The organism is Wenyingzhuangia sp. IMCC45574 (genome assembly GCF_054182685.1).
In genome coordinates, this window is sequence record NZ_CM135169.1 from 643,406 (window position 1) to 664,289 (window position 20,884).

The 20,884-nt window shown below is 36.3% G+C and carries 15 protein-coding genes; 1 reads left to right on the forward strand and 14 read right to left on the reverse strand.

The window, feature by feature from the left end:
- Nucleotides 1-25: 25 nt before the first annotated feature.
- The 8 genes from ACXHHC_RS02810 to ACXHHC_RS02845 form a co-directional block, all read right to left on the reverse strand.
- Complete coding sequence (locus tag ACXHHC_RS02810; protein ID WP_458228139.1) at nucleotides 26-2,545, reverse strand: glycoside hydrolase family 2 TIM barrel-domain containing protein; 2,520 nt, start codon at nucleotides 2,543-2,545, stop codon at nucleotides 26-28.
- Nucleotides 2,545-4,062 (reverse strand): alpha-L-fucosidase, encoded by a 1,518-nt coding sequence (locus ACXHHC_RS02815; RefSeq protein WP_458228140.1) that lies wholly within the window; start codon nucleotides 4,060-4,062, stop codon nucleotides 2,545-2,547. The genes ACXHHC_RS02810 and ACXHHC_RS02815 overlap by 1 nt, the downstream gene beginning before the upstream one ends.
- A 21-nt stretch (nucleotides 4,063-4,083) precedes the next feature.
- Nucleotides 4,084-4,746, reverse strand: coding sequence for an L-rhamnose mutarotase (locus tag ACXHHC_RS02820; protein ID WP_458228141.1), 663 nt, complete (start codon nucleotides 4,744-4,746; stop codon nucleotides 4,084-4,086).
- Between the two features lie 4 nt (nucleotides 4,747-4,750).
- Nucleotides 4,751-6,010, reverse strand: coding sequence for an L-fucose:H+ symporter permease (gene fucP / locus ACXHHC_RS02825; protein WP_458228142.1), 1,260 nt, complete (start codon nucleotides 6,008-6,010; stop codon nucleotides 4,751-4,753).
- Between the two features lie 10 nt (nucleotides 6,011-6,020).
- Nucleotides 6,021-7,037: a zinc-binding alcohol dehydrogenase family protein gene (locus tag ACXHHC_RS02830; protein WP_458228143.1), complete on the reverse strand. Its 1,017-nt coding sequence runs from the start codon at nucleotides 7,035-7,037 to the stop codon at nucleotides 6,021-6,023.
- A 209-nt stretch (nucleotides 7,038-7,246) separates the two neighbouring features.
- The gene (locus ACXHHC_RS02835) at nucleotides 7,247-8,191 is read right to left on the reverse strand and encodes an aldo/keto reductase (RefSeq protein WP_458228144.1); all 945 of its coding nucleotides are present in this window, start codon (nucleotides 8,189-8,191) and stop codon (nucleotides 7,247-7,249) included.
- A 108-nt stretch (nucleotides 8,192-8,299) separates the two neighbouring features.
- Complete coding sequence (locus ACXHHC_RS02840; RefSeq protein ID WP_458228145.1) at nucleotides 8,300-9,061, reverse strand: SDR family NAD(P)-dependent oxidoreductase; 762 nt, start codon at nucleotides 9,059-9,061, stop codon at nucleotides 8,300-8,302.
- On the reverse strand, nucleotides 9,062-10,150 hold the full coding sequence (locus ACXHHC_RS02845) for a mandelate racemase/muconate lactonizing enzyme family protein (RefSeq protein ID WP_458228146.1): 1,089 nt from the start codon (nucleotides 10,148-10,150) through the stop codon (nucleotides 9,062-9,064).
- Nucleotides 10,151-10,501: 351 nt separating this feature from the next.
- Between ACXHHC_RS02845 and ACXHHC_RS02850 the strand changes: the two genes are divergently transcribed.
- Entirely contained in the window at nucleotides 10,502-11,368 is an 867-nt protein-coding gene (locus ACXHHC_RS02850) for an AraC family transcriptional regulator (RefSeq protein WP_458228147.1), read from the forward strand.
- 1,177 nt (nucleotides 11,369-12,545) lie between these two features.
- On the opposite strand, the gene ACXHHC_RS02855 is transcribed toward ACXHHC_RS02850, so the two are convergent.
- From ACXHHC_RS02855 to ACXHHC_RS02880, 6 genes are all read right to left on the reverse strand, one after another.
- On the reverse strand, nucleotides 12,546-13,196 hold the full coding sequence (locus ACXHHC_RS02855; RefSeq protein ID WP_458228148.1) for a class I SAM-dependent methyltransferase: 651 nt from the start codon (nucleotides 13,194-13,196) through the stop codon (nucleotides 12,546-12,548).
- Between the two features lie 169 nt (nucleotides 13,197-13,365).
- Nucleotides 13,366-13,683, reverse strand: a complete 318-nt coding sequence (locus ACXHHC_RS02860) for a GIY-YIG nuclease family protein (RefSeq protein ID WP_458228149.1) — start codon at nucleotides 13,681-13,683, stop codon at nucleotides 13,366-13,368.
- A gap of 248 nt (nucleotides 13,684-13,931) precedes the next feature.
- A complete protein-coding gene (locus ACXHHC_RS02865; RefSeq protein ID WP_458228150.1) occupies nucleotides 13,932-14,435 on the reverse strand; it encodes a hypothetical protein in 504 nt (167 codons plus the stop codon).
- A gap of 37 nt (nucleotides 14,436-14,472) precedes the next feature.
- Nucleotides 14,473-17,418 (reverse strand): DEAD/DEAH box helicase family protein, encoded by a 2,946-nt coding sequence (locus ACXHHC_RS02870; RefSeq protein ID WP_458228151.1) that lies wholly within the window; start codon nucleotides 17,416-17,418, stop codon nucleotides 14,473-14,475.
- Nucleotides 17,411-18,757, reverse strand: coding sequence for a restriction endonuclease subunit S (locus ACXHHC_RS02875; RefSeq protein ID WP_458228152.1), 1,347 nt, complete (start codon nucleotides 18,755-18,757; stop codon nucleotides 17,411-17,413). The genes ACXHHC_RS02870 and ACXHHC_RS02875 overlap by 8 nt, the downstream gene beginning before the upstream one ends.
- Nucleotide 18,758: 1 nt before the next feature.
- A complete protein-coding gene (locus ACXHHC_RS02880) occupies nucleotides 18,759-20,828 on the reverse strand; it encodes an N-6 DNA methylase (protein ID WP_458228153.1) in 2,070 nt (689 codons plus the stop codon).
- Nucleotides 20,829-20,884: the final 56 nt, after the last annotated feature.

A 20,884-nucleotide genomic window follows, 5' to 3' on the forward strand; every position in this document is an offset into this window, starting at 1 on the left:
TTAACTAAATCAAATCATAATTACATCACTCAATTTCAAGCACTAAGGGATTGCTTTTTATAGCCCCAACACTTGCACTTATGGTAAGCTTCCCTTGGTTGGTTTTAGAGCGAATTAAAGCCAAAGCTCGTCCTTTGTGTGTTAATACTTTCTGAGTATTATGTGGATGTACGTTCATTTCCCAACCGTTATCAACTGCAACTATAGCTACATTACCAACTACATCAAAACTAATTTCCACCTCTTTATTTCTAATTGGATGCCCTTGTGCATCGTACAACTGTACGGAAACATGTGCTGTATCATAACCATCCGATTTTAGAATTGATTTGTCTGCTTTTACTGCTATTTTCGATAATTTTCCGGTAGTTGCTAGCACGTACTCATCTGCTACTTTTCCATTATTGTACCCTACAACTTTTAATTCTCCTGATGTGTATGGAACCATCCACTTTAGTATATGATCGGTAGCAACCACAGTAGCTAATTGCTGCTTACCTAGACTCTTCCCATTTAAGAACAATTCAGCTTCTTCGCAATTGGTATAGGTCTGTACCACAATAGGCTCTTTGTCATTATAATCCCAAAACTCGTTTACCTTGTACCACTCCCACAAACGCAACTTATTCCAAACAGGGGCTGGTGTATATTGCATCTCAAATTTCCACCCTTCTTTATTGGTATAAGAATACTCAGACTCACTGGCTGGAGTGGTTACCATGTATACTTTAGGCTCTGGTTTCCATAAAGTTTCAAAGAAATGCCCTCTTGGATTCTTAAACCCTGCAAAATCAAACAACGAAATATTTAAACCTTTTCTTGGCCATGGACCTGCCTCTCCTATATACGCAAACCCTGTCCACATAAAAATTCCAGCAATAAACTCTCTATCCGCTACCGCTTTCCACTCAGAATAAGCCACCCAGTTTTCGGAACCTACAATCTGTTTGTTTGGATAGGTTTTATGAGCAATATCGTAATTGTTAGGTCTATAATTGAATCCCATTACATCTACAGCAGCTCCATAACCACTCGCCATAGAAACAGAAGGACGTACACTACCACAAGTGACAGGGCGTGTTGTATCTTCTTCCTTTACCCACTGTGATAATTGCTTGGCAACAATAGCCAACGAGTCTATTCCTCCACTCATTTTATTTAATACAGGCTTAATTTTGTTTGCATCAAACTCGGGAACACTTATATAAGGAATCGCATTTGGGTTAATTTTGTCGTAAGCTTTGGAATAATAAGGAAACGTCCACTCAATTTCATTCCCAATACTCCACATGATAACTGATGGGTGGTTATAATCACGACGAATTAAATCTTTTAAATCTCTTTCTGCCCAGTCTAAAAACACCTCGCTATACCCTTTATTTCCTTCTTTGGCTACATCACATCCTAAACAAGTTTTGTTTTTATCTTTTGCATTTTGCCACTCATCAAAAAACTCGTTCATTACCAACATTCCTTGTTCATCACAAATTTCCATTAGTAATGGTGACTGGGGATTGTGAGTCATACGGATGGCATTTACACCAATAGATTTTAATTGGTTAATTCGGTACTCCCAAGTTGCTTTGGTGGCAGCCGCTCCTTCTGCTCCTGCATCGTGGTGTAGGTTTACTCCTTTAATTTTTACCGATTTTCCATTCAACAGAAAACCTTTGTCAGCATTAAACTCAATGCTTCTAATCCCAAACGTCTCTGTAACGCTATCAACCACTACTCCATTTTCTTTAATTGAAATTACAGCAGTATATAAATTGGCTTTTTCTACTCCCCAAAGTTTTGGATTGTTGATTTCAATAGCATGACGAGAAATACTTCTTCTTCCTTGTTGCGTACTACTTGTTATAAGCTCATTACTAGCATCTAATAGGTCTACTTGCACCTCAACCTCTCCAGCTGCTCCTTCTATCTGAGTTTCTACACGAACCGTTGCTTTACTATCTGTAACTTCTGGAGTGGTAATTTTAACACCCCACTGTGGTATGTGTGTCTTATTGGTTTTCACCAAGCGTACATCTCTATAAATTCCAGAACCTGTGTACCATCTGGAATCTACATAATTGGTACGGTTTACTTTAACTGCAATTACATTCTCCTTTCCGTAATTAATGTGTTCACTTAAATCATACGAAAAGCTACTATAGCCGTTGGGTCTGTGTCCTAACTCATGTCCATTCATCCATACGGTTGAGTTGTTATATACTCCATCAAACTCAACCCAAATTACTCTTCCTTGGTCTGCTATTGGAACAGTAAATGTTTTTCGATACCAACCAATTCCACCTTCTGTAAATCCTGTACTTGCAGCAGTTCCTTCTTTTTTATACCCTGCCAGAATCGCCCAATCATGCGGTAATTGTACTTCCTGCCAGCTACTATCATCAAAAGTATTTTCAATTGCTTCCGTTTGGACTTCTTTACTGAATTTCCAACTGGAGTTAAAGTCTTCTGTGATACGAACTAGCTTTTCTTTTCCACATGATGAGAAAAGAAAAGCTAGTATAAGAACGGTATATAAGTTATACTTCATTACTTCTTTATTTTAAACACCCACGCATAGTTTAAATCCACTCCTTTAGGTAATTTAATGGTAGTTCCATTTGCTGATTGCTCAAAAGAAATAGTTCCGTTGTATCCTAACAACTCAATAGATTTAATTTGAATTTTAGTTTCTGTTAAATAGTTGATATGAACATCTTTTGTTGGTATTTTCAAAACCGTTGCATACAACGCATCCTTGTTGGTAGTAAAACGAATATCTTCTTGCGTAAATCCTTTATTTTTCCCTTCAGAAAGGTGTCCTGTTGCTGTTTTGGTAGGTCCTTCTCCGTATACATCATAGTAAGTAGATCCGTAAACAGCTTCTCCGTTTGTTTTTAACCAAGCACCAATATCTAATAAGGTTTTCTTTTGATCGTCTGGAATAATACCGTCTTTTCTAGGCCCAATGTTCAATAACAAACATCCATTCTTACTTACAATATCCATTAAGTCAGCAATTAAACTTTCTGCTGATTTTGGTTTCCAGTTCTTTGTATAGAACCAAGAGTTTTTACCGATAGAAGTATCTGTTTGCCAGTAAGATTTACGTAAAGAATCCATCTTACTACGCTCTAAGTCTAACATATGTGTTCCTGGCTTATAAGACTCATAACGTAAGTTCTTTGTTTGTAACACCACCTCCTTACCTCTTTTCAATCCAGAGTTGTAGTAGTAAGCAGCCAATTTCTTGTGATACGGTGCAAACTCAGGACGATCTAAATAGAAATCAAACCATAAAATGTCTGGTTGGTATTTGTCTATAATTTCCTTTGTTCTAGGCCACCAAGTATTTGCCAACCATTCTGCACTTGCAGGAGAGTAAGGCTCGTGCTGTGGTGCATACAAAGCTGCATATTCAGGGTTTCCTGTATCAAAACGCTCTTTTTGCGTGTAAAAGTTCCAGTTGAAAGCCAAGTGAGAACTTACTCCACAGATTAAATCTGTTTTTTTGATTTCATCCGTCAATTCTTTCAACACATCACGCTTAGGCCCCATTGCTACGGCATTGTAAGGAGTAATAGAAGATTCATACAAGGCAAAACCATCGTGGTGTTCTGCTACAGGTACCACATACTGTGCTCCTGACTCTTTAAATAAGTCTACCCACTCTTTTGGTTTAAAGTTTTCCATCGTCCACATAGGTAACAAGTCTTTAAATCCAAAGGTCTTAGGGTCTCCAAAAGTTTCTTTATGAAATACCGATGCAGGATGCGGTTTTCCATTTTTAGCCAACACTCCCGTTACATGATCCACATTTCCTTCGTCTAAATACATCCAACGAGAATACCAATCCGTATGGTTTTCTGGTACCGAGTTAGGCCCCCAGTGAATAAAGATTCCGAATTTGGCATCTTTCATCCATTGTGGTATTTGGTAATGCTGTAAACTTTCCCAGTTTTCCTCATAAGTAAATATTGGTTTTACTGTTTCTTTAGCAGCTTCTTTTTTGCTAGGTTGACATGCAGCTAAAGCTACCAATGCCAATGCTCCTAATATTTTTTTCATCTTAGTAAATTCTTTATTTGTTTATTTTGATGTAATTAAGGTCATATCTTGCCACTTCTCTTGAATGGAACTGTCTGGATCCGTACGTTGAAACTTCGCCACATATTCTTGCCATTCCGCTTCTCTAGGCAATTGCTGCCATTTGGGTCCTATTTTCTCTAAATCAAAGTCAGGAACAGCATCCATAATTAAAATAGCTTGAGTACCTGATAAGTATATCTCCATATCTTTTACCCCAACCGTTTTCATGTTGGCAGTAATTTCTGGCCAAGCCTGCCCTATGCTATGAACTCTTTTATACTCAGCCATTAACTCAGGTTCTTCTTGGAGTAACAACGTCCAAACAAATCTTTTGTAAGGAACTACACTTGTTTTTAACTGTCCATCTTTGGATTTGTAAACGGATTGTTGCTCAAACTCATAAATACGCTCCAAAGGCTTTTCCTCAAAAGAAAAGGAAGGTAAGTCAATACCTAACTCCGTACATATGTTGTGAACCAGATAACTGTCGTAAGCTATCTTGGCATCAACTATTAAAAAATAGTTATTCTCTTTCTGATAAATCTCAAATTGGTAGATCCCCGCTATCTCTAGTTGTTCTTTCGTTTCCTTAGATATTTTTAAACTAGAAATATCAACATCCGAAACTAAATAAGTAAAACGACGAAACTGTAATGCATCCATCTACTTATGCTTTAATTTTTACTTTGTGTCCTTTAATAGCAAAGAATAATAAGTAGACATAACAGATTAATGGAATTACGAATGAGAATTTAATTCCAATGGTATCTGAAATGTATCCCATTAGAGGGGGTACAATAGCACCACCTACAATTCCTAATAAGAATACCGACGATCCTGTTTTGGTATACTCTTTTAAATCTTGCATACTTAAACTAAAAATAATTGGGTATACTATAGAAGTAAACAATCCTACTACAGATAAACATGCCAATGAAAAATACCCATTGGTTACAATAGCGATGGTCACCATAGCAAAAGCACTAATACTACAGAATGCCAATACGTTTTGTGGCTTGAATCGTTTTAAGATGTATACTCCCAATAAACGACCTAATAAAACCAATCCCATAAAGGCAGTAATAAACTGTGCTGACTTTTGCTCTGTCAACTCAGGAAGGTTAAACCACTTGGCATAACGGATTATAAAACTTACAATTCCAACCTCAGCTCCTACATAAAAAAACTCAGCCCCAACACCGTAAAGTGTATGTTTAAACTTTAAAATATCTAACAAAGGCTTTTTATCTCCTCCTTGCTCATCTTGTATCTTAGGTAGTTTTATAAAAACCACCACCAAAGCAATTGCTACCAATACCCCAGTTAGAATTAAATATGGAGGTATGACCAAAGCTGCTTCTTCGGATAGGAAACTGTTTAACTTTTCTGGTGTAAACGCATCTATAGTAGATTGAGGTACATCCTCTTCGTGTAAAAACAACATAGAAGCCAGTACAGGTGCAATGGTTGCCCCAACAGATCCAATAGCTGCTGCCATACTCAAACGACTAGAAGCTCCTTCTGGACTTCCTAATTTAGTGATGTATGGAGATGCTGTAACCTCTAACACCGCAAAACCCGCAGCCATAATAAACAAAGCCACTAAAAAGAAAGTATATACCCTAGTTTCTGCTGCTGGGTAAAACAAAAAGGCTCCCATAGCAGCAATCAATAGCCCTGCAACCATTCCTTTTCGGTATCCTTTTTTCTGAATGTACCAACCTGCTGGCAATGCCATTACAAAGTAGGCACCAAAAAAAGCCGACTGTACCAAAGAGGACTGAAAATCGGTTAATTGGCAGGCTCTCTTTAAATGAGGAATGAGTACATCGTTGATGTTTCTGGTTAAGTTCCAAACAAACATCAAGGCCATTACTATAATTAACGGCACTAAAAATTGTGCATTACTATCTTTATTTGATTTCATGAAATCGTGCTTAAAGTTCTATGATTGCTTTTATTAAATCTTTTTCCTTGTATAATTTTTCAAACTCTGTTGGTACGCTGTCAAAAGACATTCTATGCGTGATAAAAGAGCTTGCATCTATTTTTCCTGCTTCTATCAAACGGATAATTCTTCCAAAATCCGATCCCATAGCAGCTCTACTTGCTTTTAAGGTCAACTCTTTTTTATGGAAAGAAGGATCGTGGAAAGAAACATCTCCCATAAACAGCCCAATAAAGACAATCGTTCCTCCAACTGCTGCCAGATTAAAGGTATTCATCATCGACTTAGGACTTCCTGTAGCATCTAAAATCACAGTGGGTAAATCTCCGTTTAGTAATACTTTTAAATCTTCCTCTACATTCCCTAAGGCATTTACCGTATCTTTTACTTTGGTGATTTCTTGACACTTTGCAAGCTTGGTATCGTCTATATCCATAGCAATCACCCTAGCTCCTTTTAATTGTGCAAACTGAATGGTTCCCAAACCAATAGGCCCCACACCAATTACCAATACAATATCATCTTCTTTAATGTCTGCTCTATCTACTGCATGGCAACCAATCGCTAAAGGTTCTATCATAGCTAACTGATCGTCTGACAAAGAATTGGTTGCATGTAAAAACTCTGCAGGATACACAAAGTACTCTTGCATTCCACCATCTACATGTACGCCCAATACTCTTAAATGCTCACCACAATTGGTTTTCCCTCGTCTTACAGCCTGACCAACCACTTCGTTGTAATAAGGTTCTACAGAGCACCTGTCTCCTACTTTTACATTAGACACATCTTCTGCCACCGCCACTACCTCTACTGCCAATTCATGACCCAAGATTCGTGGATATTCAAAGAAAGGTTGCTTTCCTTTAAAAGCATGTAAGTCTGTACCACAGACTCCTATTTTTTTCACCTTTAACAATGCTTGTCCACTAGAAAGCTCCGCACTTGGCTGTGCTGCTTCTAATTGCTCCCATTGTCCTGGTTCTTTTAAACTGATTGTTTTCATTTTTTATTTAGCTATAAGCTGTAGGCCTTAGGCTGTAAGCTCTGTTTATTGGTTTTCGACACCTCGACTGAGCTCAGTGCTCGAACATTAAAATTAACCGCATCTCGATACTTCGTTACACTCTGCACAGGCTCCTCGATGACCTTATAGATTTGTAAAAAGCTTATCTAATAAAAGGTGTTCGAGCGTCCCGAAACTTCGGGAGAGAACTAATGATACGATTCAGTAATCACACTCGTTACTTTGTTAAAAATATCCTCTGGCAACTTTCCTTGCTTCCAATCTTCTATGGTAGCTTTTATTTGTGCTGGTGTTCTAGCTCCCATTACCACTCTATCTGCTTCTTTTACAGAAAATAAGTAACGTTGAGCCAAAGTGGCTAAAGGCATACCTACCTCTTTTGCTATCTCGTTTACTTTGATGGCATTTTGTAAATCTTGTTCAGTAACCCACTCTCCATCTACACCTTCATCCACATATTTTTGAAAACGGTTTCCTAATAAAGAGAAATGCAAAGCCGAAGCAGCATAATAAGCGATCCCTTCTTTGTGAAACTGTTGAATATCTCCATTAAAAACACTTAGGTTACAAGCATTTAGTTTTAAGAATCCAGAAACTACATCAAAGTTTTCCTTGGTAATGTAAGGCTTAAACTCCTCCGATGGATTTCCTCCCACACCGATTCTATCAATCAATCCTTGTGCTTTGAAAGATTTTAAGGTATCTAAAACCTCATCCATCTTGTCTAAAGGCACTAATTGTGGTTCGTGTAGGAATAACAAATCAATTTTAGAAAGTCCCAATGTTTCTAAACTATTTTCCAAACTACGTTTCAATCCGTCTGGTGAATAGTCCAACTTGGTGTCAAAAGCATCTGCCCCTTTTAAACGACCAATCTTAGTACTTACAAAAGGTTTTGCTCCTGTCCATTGTCTTAGGGCTTTTCCTAAATAGTTTTCAGCCTCTCCGTAAGACGGAGCTGTATCGAACACAGAAATTCCGTTTTCTAAAGCATACAATACCGCTTCTATAGATTCCTCTTCTTTCACTGCTCCCCAAACTCCTCCTAAACCAGATGTACCGTATACCAAACGGCTTTGGTCATTAAAATAGGGGCTTACACTTGAATCTCCTGTTATATATGTTGGTTTCATTTTTTTATTTGGCTATATGCTTTAGGCTCTAGGCTGTAAGCATTTTTTATTTTATTTGTGTAATGTATTTTTCACTACTACGTTATTGAAAATAGACACTGCGTGTCTTTAGAAATTCACCGTTGCACCACCGTCTACAGGTAAAATAACTCCTGTAATGTATTTAGCGGCTTGTGAACTTAAGAACACGGCTGCATTTCCTATATCCTCGGTAGTTCCAAAATGATCCATGGCAATACGGTTGGTAATCTGCTGTTTACGAGCTTGATCTTTATTCACCGCATTTAGGAACATATTTGAGGTAATCCATCCTGGAGCAATTGCGTTGACTCTTACGTTGTCCTTGGCATACTCAGCAGTTAAACTATTCACCAAACCAGTTAATGCGGTTTTAGAAGCACTGTAAGCAATCACTCTATCAATTCCAAATAACCCAGCCATAGAACCAATCATAATCACCGATCCTTTTTTACGTGCCAACATGTTCTTGGCACATTCGCGCGTTAAAGAGAATACACTAATTAGGTTGGTCTGAATGATTCTTTCAAAATCTTCATCCGTAGTTTCCTGAGCCCATGCTTTGTGATGAATTCCAGCATTGTTTACCAAAATATCAATGGGTCCTTCGTTGGTTTCTATATCCGCAACCAACGCAGGAATACTAGCTCTATCTGTAATATCGTTGACTCTATACGATGCATTGGCTCCCAGTTCGGAAACCGCTTCTTGCAAGACAGCTTCTCTACGACCTGTAATCACAACTTTGGCACCCGCTTCTATCATCGCTTTGGAAATACCCAAACCAATTCCGGTTCCTCCACCTGTTACTAAGGCACGTTGTCCCTCTAAAGAAAAACTCTCTAAGCTCATTTAGAATTTAATTTCGGTTAATGTATCGTCTATAAAATTGAATCCCCATCCTGGTCTACTGTGTGGTTTTGCAAAACCATCCTGAATCACCATTGGGTTGTCTATTAACGGATCTACCCAGTCAAAAGACTCTGCTCCAACCCCGTTAGGAATTGTACACAATAATGGCACATCGTAATCTTTGTAATAGTGTGGCAATACAGGCAAGTTAAAACTCCCTGCCAATGCTGCACTTTCTCTCCATTTTTCTACTCCTCCAATTCTTAAAATATCTGGCTGCCAAATATCTAAGGCATTTCTTGTTGCTAGTTCACGCAATGGTAACGTATCGTATTCACGCTCTCCCATAGCTAAGGAAATTCCCGCTTGGTTCTTTAAAATCTCAAACGCTTGGTAGTTTTGGTGATTTACCGGCTCTTCGAACCAGTTGATGTTTAATTCCTTTGCCGCTCTAGACAATTTCATAGCCGATGGTAAGTCCATTCCTTGGTTGGCATCCATCATAATATCTACTTTGTTTCCTACAGCCTCACGCACCAAACGCAAACGTTCTACATCGGTACTAACTTTTGGAGATCCTACTTTAATCTTAACAGCTTTAAACCCACGGTTTGCATAGTCTGTTACCTCTTCAATCAATTCGTCTACCGAATAAGAAATCCAACCACCACTTCCGTAAATAGATACTTTATCGTGGTATACTCCTAAGATTTCGTGTACAGGCTGGTTCAAGGTTTTTCCCCAAGCATCCCACATGGCAATGTTTACTGCTGCCTGTGCCCATCTATTAATTCCCTGATTTCCGAAATACTCTGCTAAATCGTCTAATTTGTTATAAACGACTCCCATTTCGTTGGTTTTGTGACCTATGATATGAGGAACTGCATCCTTTAACGCTCCTGCAATAGCATTGGGAGAATATTGGAAAGACAATAAATATGATTCCCCTACTACTCCGTTTTCTAATTGAATTCTTAATACCAAAAATGAAATTTCTGTAATGGTATGCGTAGCATCTGATATTGGCTTTTTTAAAGGGGCAACCGCCTTGTAAATTTTTGCGTCTCTAATAGTGATGTCTTTAGACATAAGTTTGCAGTTTTTGTATTTAAAATATGATTAAATAAATGATATCACAAAAATATCCATTGTTTTGTTGCGTATTTTACACTATACTACTATATTCATACACTATATTGGCTTTTTATAGATTTATTCTCGTTTTTTAGTCACAGAAAGATATACTTTGTTTTATTTTGGTTGCTGGAAGTTTGAGAACCACGAGTCAAGAATCAGGAAGCAGGAGTCATTAAGTAATCATGAGCAATGGCGGTAGTTACGTAACAACGTGAGACTGCGAGTCCATTACGAGGTACGAAGTAATCGTGAGCAGTGGCCGTAGCATACAGCCTAAGGCCTATAGCATAAAGCACTTAAATAATGAAAGCAAGATATCATAACATTACCAATTCCCCAGGAAGTTCTTTTAGAGCTACGTTGTTTCAGGACAAAGAGTTTCCTGCTGCATGGCACTTCCATAAGGAATACGAACTGACTTATATCGTAAAGAGTACGGGGGTTCGTTATGTGGGGAACAGTATGGAGACGTTTGATAATGACGATTTGGTGCTTGTAGGTTCTAACCTACCGCATTGTTGGAAAACCATTGGTCAGCAGACGGAGGATGTAGAGTGTATTATTATTCAGTGGGATCAGGAATTACTAAGTGGTTTGCTAGACAAAAGAGAATTAAAGTACGTTCGTGATTTGTTGAAACGTGCCCAACGTGGAATTAAATTCCAGAAGTCTTTTGCCATAGAAATTAAAAAGATGCTTTTGGAGTTATTGAATGCACATCCTTTTGAACGTTTGATACTCTTTTTACAGGTTTTGCAAAAACTAGCCATTTCTAACGAAATAGAAATTCTGGCAGGTCCTAGTTTCGCGAACAGTTTGTCTTCTAAAGAGAGTGAACGTATCAATGTGATCTACAACTATATTAAAGAACACCATTTGGATAAAATCTCCTTGGATGATATCTCGAATGTAATGAATATGAGCAACGATACCTTTTCTCGATTCTTTAAGAAAACCTTTAACAAATCCTTTTTTGCTTTTTTAAACGAGTATAAAGTGAGTATTGCTTGTAAGTTGTTGATTAACTCCGATTTGTCCGTTTCCGAAGTAGGTTACCAAATAGGATATAACAACCTTACCTTCTTCCATCGTCAGTTTCAGAAGCATATGGGCATGTCCCCGTCTAAATACCGTAAAGCCTACCAACGTATTCCTTTTGGGGCGAGTTAAACTGTATGCAATCTTGTGGTTCTGTAAATACATGCCGCTCCTAGGGAGCTCTTTCTTATCACGTCTTATATTTTCTAGTTAGGTGTCGATCCTAACGGAGCTATAAAAAATTACGTTAAAATGATAACTCGCAATAAGAAGAAAAGCTACAGCGTGGCGATATCTTACTAACAGATGCAACCAAACTAAAACAAAGCTCCAGAGGAGCGACACATGCAAGCGTTCTTACATCGTCAGTTTCAAAAGCATATGGGCATGTCTCCCTCTAAATATCGTAAAGCCTACCAACGTATTCCTTTTGGGGCGAGTTAAAACTGTATGCAATCTTGTGGTTGCAAAAATACATGCCGCTCTTATGGAGCTTTTTTCTTATCACGTATTATATTTTCTAGTTAGGTATCGCTACTAACGGAGCTATAAAAAAGTTACGTTGAAATAATAACTCGCAATAAGAAGAAAAGCCACAGCGTGGCGATATCTTACTAAAAAAACATAAGCAAACTTAAACAAAGCTCCAGAGGAGCGACACCGTTAAGCATTCTTCCATCGTCAGTTTCAGAAGCATATGGGTATGTCTCCCTCTAAATATCGTAAAGCCTACCAACGTATTCCTTTTGGGGCGAGTTAAACTGTATGCAATCTTGTGGTTCTGTAAATACATGCCGCTCCTAGGGAGCTCTTTCTTATCACGTCTTATATTTTCTAGTTAGGTGTCGATCCTAGCGGAGCTATAAAAAAATTACGTTAAAATGATAACTCGCAATAAGAAGAAAAGCCACAGCGTGGCGATACCTTACTAACAAATACAACCAAACTAAAACGAAGCTCCAGAGGAGCGACACCGTTAAGCATTCTCCCATCGTCAGTTTCAAAAGCATATGGGCATGTCACCCTCTAAATAACGTAAAGCCTACCAACGTATTCCTTTTGGGGAGAGTTAAAACTGTATGCAATCTTGTGGTTCTGTAAACACATACCGCTCCTAGGGAGCTCTTTATTATCACTTCTTATATTTTCTAGTTAGGTGTCGATCCTAACGGAGCTTTAAAAAAGTTATGTTGAAATAATAACTCTTAATATTAAAAAAAGCCACAGCATGGCGATATCTTACTAACAGATGCAACCAAACTAAAACAAAGCTCTAGAGGAGCGACACATGCAAGCGTTCCTTACTAAGCTAAAGCCTATACAAAGTAGTAACAATCCTCCCTTTGTTATGCTCCAAGGGAATCGTTAGTAGCTCTTTGGCTTCTGTTACTTGTAAGTTGAAAGGTTCCACTAACAGATTCACCCCACTTTTCTTTTTAATGCGAATTCCCTGCCCTGAGATGATATCTTTATTAGGTTTGAACTCACCCGTTGGTAAATGCTCAGTTAGTATAATGTATTTATACTGATACAATTTTTCCACTACCGCTTTGACTTCTGCATTGGACAAATGCTGCAATACCTGACGAATAATAACACAATCTGCTTGGGGTAAAGTAGCTGTAGCAATGTCCAAACACTGAAATTGTAAATTCTCTGCTGTAAACAGTTCTTGGTTTCGAGCTATTAAAGCGGGTACAATATCCACAGCGGTATATTCCTTAGCAAAAGGCAGCAACTGCTTTCCTATATTAAAATCTCCACAACCTAAGTCACAAACGGTGATGGGTATAACAAAAGATTGTAGAAACTCTGCTACCACCTTTACATACGGTTTTACAATTTCCTCACTATGCGAACCTTCCCCTGAGTAAAAATCGTGTTCCTTTCCTCCCCACAAGTGTAAGTCGTACACTTGCTGCATAGCATCTTTGGTAGGCCAAGGTTGTTTTTTGGGCATGGTCTTGGGTTTGGGTGCAAATATAGGGTGTTTGGTGTTACTATACGTAGCTACTGTCACTGCTCACGATTACTTCGTGCCTCGTAATAGACTAGCAGTCTCATATAACTACGATTCAGCACTTCATTAACATTGATGCTCATACCTCCGTAGCAGCAGGCTACTTCGCTCATTCTTCACTCGTAGACCCGAACACCTCCATGATCTCCTCCATTAAATCCTCCCAGTTAGGATTCATGCCTTCAATTAAAGCAACTTTCCTTGCACGATTACCTGCTTTGAGTTGCTTTTCTCTACCAATGGCATCTCCTATGTAATGAAAAGCTTCGTAATAGACCAACTTGTTTAGGTTATACCTAGCTGAAAAGGACTTAGGGTAAAACTTGGTTTTGTGTTGCTGTATTCTACGCACAATATTAGACGTAACTCCCACGTACAACGTAGTGTTGTTTTTGTTAGTAATGATGTATATAAATCCTGGTTTCATAGCGTTTTGATTACTGCTCGAGATTGCTTCATTCTTCACAATTGACTCGCAAACTCACGTTCCCACTGTCCTTGCGAGGGAGGTACGACCGAAGCAACCCCACGCAGCTACTGTCATTACGAAGGAGGTACGACTGACGTAATCCCACGCCGTTACGTTAAGTACCTCATTAGCAATGGTGCTCATATCTCCGTAGTAGCAGACTGCTTCAGTCGTACCTCCTTCGCAGTGACTATACGGTTGGAGTACTAAACACCTTCAAAAAACTGCACGGCAAACTGACAAAAGTCTACAATAACCTCTCTATCCAATTCAAATTCTTTTCTAGAGCCTAAATAGTTTTTGGTTTTAGGTGAGATGACTTTTCCTTCTTTTAATTCAGTCACTGTAATGCATTTTATATGTCTTTTAGAAACCAACACAATATATGCGTTCTCATAAGGATAACCTTCAGGTAAATCTTTTATAGAAAAACAACCATTGGCTCTAAATTTCACTTCTAAAAAGTAAACGGACTTATTTTTACGGTGTTGAATTACAAAGTCTGGCATACGTCTAATTTCTTGTGCTACATCTGAACGTACACCTTTTAACAACTCCATAATACCCGGAATGGTATTTTCCATTCCATAACGAAAGACATTGTACTCTAAACTTAAAAACAACTCTTGTATTAAAGTCTCTGCAATTCTTCCTTTTATCATTCCATAGCGATAGTTGTAATCTCTATAGCTTAATCCATTTTTTTCCAAAGCAATATTTTTTAATCCAAAATTAAACTTTATATACCTAACCTACTTTTATTAAATTCTGAATTACGGTTTTTCCAATCAAGCTTATAATACCTCCTTTTTGTATATACATTGGGTCATCTAATTTATCCCACAAGTCACGTTTTATATACTCATCTTTTACTTCTGATTGCACTTTTGGTTCTGCACTTGTTTTTAGGTAAGCTTGATTGTCTTTATTTGCAATTACAGTTGCTTTGGTGCTTGTGGTTTCTGATACTTCTTCTACTATTTCTTTAATAACAATTGCATCTTCATTACTTATTTGAAATTTTTCCTTAATCTCTTTTATTGCAGATTCAATAGTAGTTCTTGGTATTTCGTGACCTCCTTTTCCCGTTTTATATCCCGTTTTTGAACTTGGTTCCGAAACTTTTATAAGGTTTGTTTTTAAACCTTGATATTTCACAGCACCTTTACTTAGTTCTACTTTCTTAAGAAACTCTTTCATTTCAGAAGTTTTCCCTTTTCTAATTAGAATTTCACTCATTACTTCTGCAAACACAATAAAACCTTCTAGTTCTTGGGTTAATTCAAAAAACTGAGCAATAAAATAATATAGCTTAGTATATCTACTCAATAAGGAAACATAACTTTTTTGTGCTTCTAGTAATGGTAATCTCTGCTTGAACGACTTTCTGTAATCTTGGTTTAGATTACTTAAAATAGCATCCGCAGTTGAGTTTCGCTCTCTAGCTTCTAATTCAGCATCAATAAAAGCATTTACATACAATTCTATTTCTTCTTGCGTAAATACATTTAGGTTTGTAATTTTTTCAAACAAGTCTACTAAAACTTGTTTTTTTGGCTGCTTTTCCTTGTATGGACTCCCTTTTCTATGCTTATTAAAGGCATCAAAAATATTTTGAGCATTATTTGTAAAATCAATTACCAAAATATCTTCTTGTTCTTTGTCTTTGTGTTTTCTATTTAAGCGTGAAACCGTTTGTATGGCATTTACTCCATTTATAGGTTTGTCTAAAAACATTGTAGATAACAAAGGTTGGTCAAAACCAGTTTGAAATTTATTAGCTACTACTAAAATGCGATTGCCTTCTTCTGCAAACACATCTTCTACTAATTTTCCATTGAGTTGATTGACTGTGTTTTCTTCTATTTTTTCTTTTGTAATTGGATGCGTAAAATCACTAAATGCATATAGCACTTTCCATTCAGATTCTTTGTCATCTAAAATGGTTTTTAACGTATTGAAATATTTTAAACCAGCAACACGAGAAGAAGTAACTACCATTGCTTTTCCTTGCCCCTGGATACTCGGCACTACTTTTTCTTCAAATAGTTTTACTATTACTTCTGCTTTGTATTGAATAATAGCATCATCTTCGTAAGCTATGTTTTTTAATAATTTACTTACGATTCCGATCGGGAAATCTTTTTCTGGAATGGCTTCTTTTAGCTTTAAATTGTATAAGGTTTCGTAAGAAATAATATTATGGGCAACATCCAAAATATAACCTTCTGCAATCGCTTCTTCTTCGCTATACACATCAAAAGGTTCTCCAAAGAATGACACAGTTTTGGGTGTAGTGGTAGCTGTAAAAGCAACAAATACTTGGTTACTTATGTTTAAGTTTTGTAATTCCTTTAGTGTTTCGTCTTCGTCCGTTTCTGAAGCTTCTGCCTCTTCATCATTAAAAAACTTACGCATTGTTAATGCCATTTTACCATCTTGCGAACGATGTGCTTCATCTATTAAAAAAGCAACGTTTCTGTTTTGGAGACTTTTATTATTCTCTAGTTTTTCTTGAATATGGGCAAACTTATGAATGGTAGTCACAATAATATCTCTGTCTTTCTCCAAATATTCTGCTAGGTTTTTAGACCTTTTGGCAAAATTTATTTTTGTACCCAAATGGGTAAATAGTTCTAAATCGTCTTTTACATTTTTGTCTAAAGCGTTTCTATCGGTTAGGATAATAATATTGTCAAATACCTTTTTACCATTACTCGTATATAAACTATCTAAACGGTCTGCCATCCAAGCTATTGTTAAGGTTTTTCCTGCACCTGCTGAATGATTGATTAAATACTTTTTACCTAAGCTTTGTTTGTTTTCTACACAATCACGAACGTCTTCAGCTAAGCTTTTACTGGCTCTAAACTGGTGGTAACGCGGAAAAATGGTAAATGAAGAAGTCGTTTGCCATTCACCATTTACTTCATTTTGTTTAGCGGGTACAAACACCAAATAGTGTTCTAAATAATGGCAAATATTCTCTGGAGATAAAGCATACCTGTACACATGTTCTACTGGATATTCGCCTTGATTTTCAGCCTTATTTTGCAAACTAGCGTTAAACCATCTAAAGTTCTTTTCTGAATTTGGATTCGTAGCAATCCTAGCTTCTGTATTGCTTAATGCTATGTATAGAAACGGATTTTTATACATAGGGTTTTGTAAATCTCGGTTTAAGAAACTCTCAAAAATGGCATCATTAACATCTTGTCCTTCGTCTTCGTGTTTTAATTCTAAAACAATAATAGGCAAACCATTTAACCAAATAACAATATCTACTCGCTCTTGCGTATTTGGGTTGTAGTAATATTCTTTTTTATAAGTAAAGGTGTTTTTAGCGTAATTTTCTGCTTGTGCTGTGTTGGTTGTAGACCTTGGTTTTTGAGCGTATAAAAGCACCTTTGTACCTTTTACAGTTAAGCCTTCTCGTATTATAAGCCATAATTCATTTTTTGTGATGGCGAGTTCTAAGGCCTTTATAATTTCTCGGTCTGCATCTGTACCAAAATTTTCTACTAGTTCTTGGTATTTATGTTCTTGTGTATTTTTAATAAAAGCAATAAGTTCCTTTTCTATAATATGACTGGTATTGGTAAGCCTTGAAGCCTCAAACGTTTCATATTGGTGTTTTGTACTTAAAAAAACACATAAGTGGTCTTGAAAAAGAGTTTCTTTATTGCTAGGCATAGGTTTCTTTTTTTATAGCAGAAGTTATCTGCTTTTTTCCTGTAACACATTCGTGGATTAAACTTTTACGATAGGCTTGTAAGGTTTTGATTTGGGAGTTTATGTTTTTAATTTCTAATTCTATTTTTCTTGAAAATGTATTAAGAAAATCAACAATTTTCACTTGTTCTTCTTTTGGAGGAAGTAATATTTTTAAATTACGTATTGTGTTTAAAGATAAGTTTCTTACAGTTGTACCTTCTAATGATAATTCAATTAAATCCTTAATGTAATAGGATTTCAAAAAGAAATAAAGAAATTCTCGATTAACAAAACTAAGAGCATCTATGTAAGCAGAACTCTTACCAAAAACTACTTTTTCATTATTATATAATGCCAAATTACCTATAGTTCCATTTATTGAAATTAACACGGTATTTGAAGAAATATTTAATTTATGTTTTTCAAATTCTGCTTTAGAAACAGTTCTTGTTTTTTCTTTTATTGTAATTCTACCGTTTATTAGATTATTTCCATTAATAAATGGATAATCGGTACCTTCTGTATATATTGGAGTCGAATGCATACCATCTCCAATTCTTTTAGAAACTAATTTTAATTTTATTAATTTCCAATGTTTAGGATATTTACCCAAACTAGGTATATTACTTTTTGTAAATTCTACTGACTTGTTTAATCCTTTTGTTATTATTTCTTGATATTTAGATTTTCTCATTTCCTCCATCGTCACCAACTGCTCCTGCTTAATAGCAATAATGCGGTCTATTTTAGCAGTCGCTTTGTCTAAATACTCGGCTATGGCTCTTTGTTCTTGTAGTGGTGGATATGCAAAAGAGCTATTTTTAATATGTCTTGAGGCTATTGCCCATCTTGTAACTCCTGTAGCTTCTCTAAATAATTGTGAAGCAATAAATTCATTATTTAAAGACCAAAATAAAAACGCACCATCAATTTTATTACGGACTGAACGTAGCATTGATAAATGATAACCGCACAACAATTTTTCTTGTGTTTCTTTTACTAAAGCAGGAACACCAATATCCAAAGGGTCTTCAGAGTCCTTTGTAATTATTACATCTCCAATTTCTAGCTGAAATTTTTTGATTTCATTTTCTGAAGCTGTGGCAGTACCCATAAAATCAATATCATTGGTGATGTAATTGTTATAATAAACATCAACATAATTGCAAAGTAAAACTTCTTCTTCGTCTTCTTTGGCTTTCTTATTTACGTTGCTAGGTTGAACTTTAAATTCCTTTTTAATCTTAGTAACTTCCCAATGCTCAGGAATAGCACCCAACCATTCAATACTACTATCTTTATACCTGTACTTTTCCATCTTATAAAGCTTTTATTTCGTCGAGTAAATTGGTGGCTTCTTCTTCCAGTTCCCAAAACTGTTCTATCAACTTATCACTACTTTCTGGCTCTTGGTATTTGTAAAAATATTTGTTGGGTAGTATTTCGTAGCCTAATTCTTTATAGGCTTCCCAGTGTATAATTTGGTAATCTATTTCTTTGGCTAAAAATGCGTTTATATAAGCTTCTTTGTCGGTTTTAGTTCTATCAAATGGTATGTACTCGTTATCTACTATATAGTGCCTATGGTGGTATGTAGCGGTTTTTTCTTGGTTTTTAAACCATTTTTTTAGGTCGTTTAGTTTTTCATCTTTAAGTGTTGTTACCTTTTCTTTTAGTTGGTTGGCTACTAAAGTTTCAAAAGCGATTTTGCCATCGTAATGGATTTCAATATCTAGTCCATTCACTTTTAGATTTACTGTGTAATCTCCATACAAATCAAACTCTTTTTTGATATTGGTATTGTTCAATTGTTTGGTAAAATCTTCGGTAATCCACATAGCTTCACCATGTTCATCTTCTTGCCAAAAAGTTACTTTTACCTTGTGAAAAGCAAAATCTGTGGTGTGGAATTTTTTACAGTACTCATTTTCTTCCCAGTTTTCGTATTGGTCATGAATCCATTTACGATTGGTATCTGTTATTTGGTTACGCTTGTTCCCAAATGATTTGGGTTCTTTTTCAAACTGTTCTCTAGCATTTATAATAACTACTTGCTCTTTTTTATGTTCGGGTTTGTTGTTATTAAGTAACCACACATAAGTATAAATACCTGTATTGTAAAACATTTGATCTGGCATCATTACAATAGAATCCAACAGGTCTTTCTCTAAAATAGAACGTCTAATTTCACTTTCGCCTTGGGTTGCATCTCCGTTACTTAATGGAGAACCATTGAACAAAATGGCAATTTTAGAACCACCTTTGCTCTTGGTCTTCATTTTTTCTATCATGGTAGATAAAAACAACAAAGCCCCATCGTTGCTAGGAGACATACCCGCAATATAGCGTGAGTCTGCAAACTTTTTAACATGTTCTTTATATGGAGACCAATCTACTCCAAAGGGAGGGTTGGAAATCATATAATCAAAGACTCTACCTGCGTGCTGGTCTCCATCATCTTCAATACTTTCTATATGCGGTATTAAAGAATTTCCATGGGTAATGTTGCTATTGCGTGCTTCTCCTTTTAGCAGCATATCTGCTTTGCAAACGGCATAGTTTTGAGAAAGTAATTCTTGTCCATTAAGCAATACCAAATCTTCCACATTTTCTACGCCTTTGGGAGTTTTTGCTTTGTCTATTAAATGTTCCTTGGCAATAGATAGCATACCTCCTGTTCCACAAGCAGGATCGTATAAAGAGATAGCTTTGGTGGAAGTTTCAGGGTCAAAATCTATTTCCATCAAGTCTACCATAATTCTTATGATTTCTCTGGGAGTAAAGTGTTCTCCAGTATCTTTGGCATCGTCTTGTGAAAATCTTTGCAACAAGTTTTCGTATACATATCCCATTTCTATATTGGACAATCTATTGGGACTAAAGTCTTCTTCTGAAACCAACTGAATAATCTCTGACAAACGTTTTTCTTTTACCATTTTGGTAACTACTTGTCTGTATTCAAATTTATCTACAATTTCTTCTATATTATCGCTAAAACCATTTAAGAAATCACGAAAATTATTTTCTACTAATGTATTACTATCAGCCAATATACTTTTTAAAGTCCAATGGGTACTATTGTAAAATTCTAGTTTTGCTTTCTCGTGTTGTTTTATTTTTTTGGCAAGTTCAGCTTGTTTTGCTTTTCCTTTTTCGGCATCTTTCTCATAAAGAGCCTTTATATTTTCATCGTCAAAAGAGTTGTCTTTAGCAATAATTACGGACTTGAATTTGGCTCTATTTTCTTCCAAAACACATTCAATTCTACGAATCATAATCATGGGTAGAATAACCGAAGGATAATCTTTGGCTTTAAATTTCCCTCTTAATTTAATCGCACCTTTCCAAACCTCATTGGTTAGATTTTCTAATCTACTTTTATTTAACATTCTGGTTGTTTTCTATATTCAATTTAACGTTTGTTTTTTTATTTCTTTTATTTAGA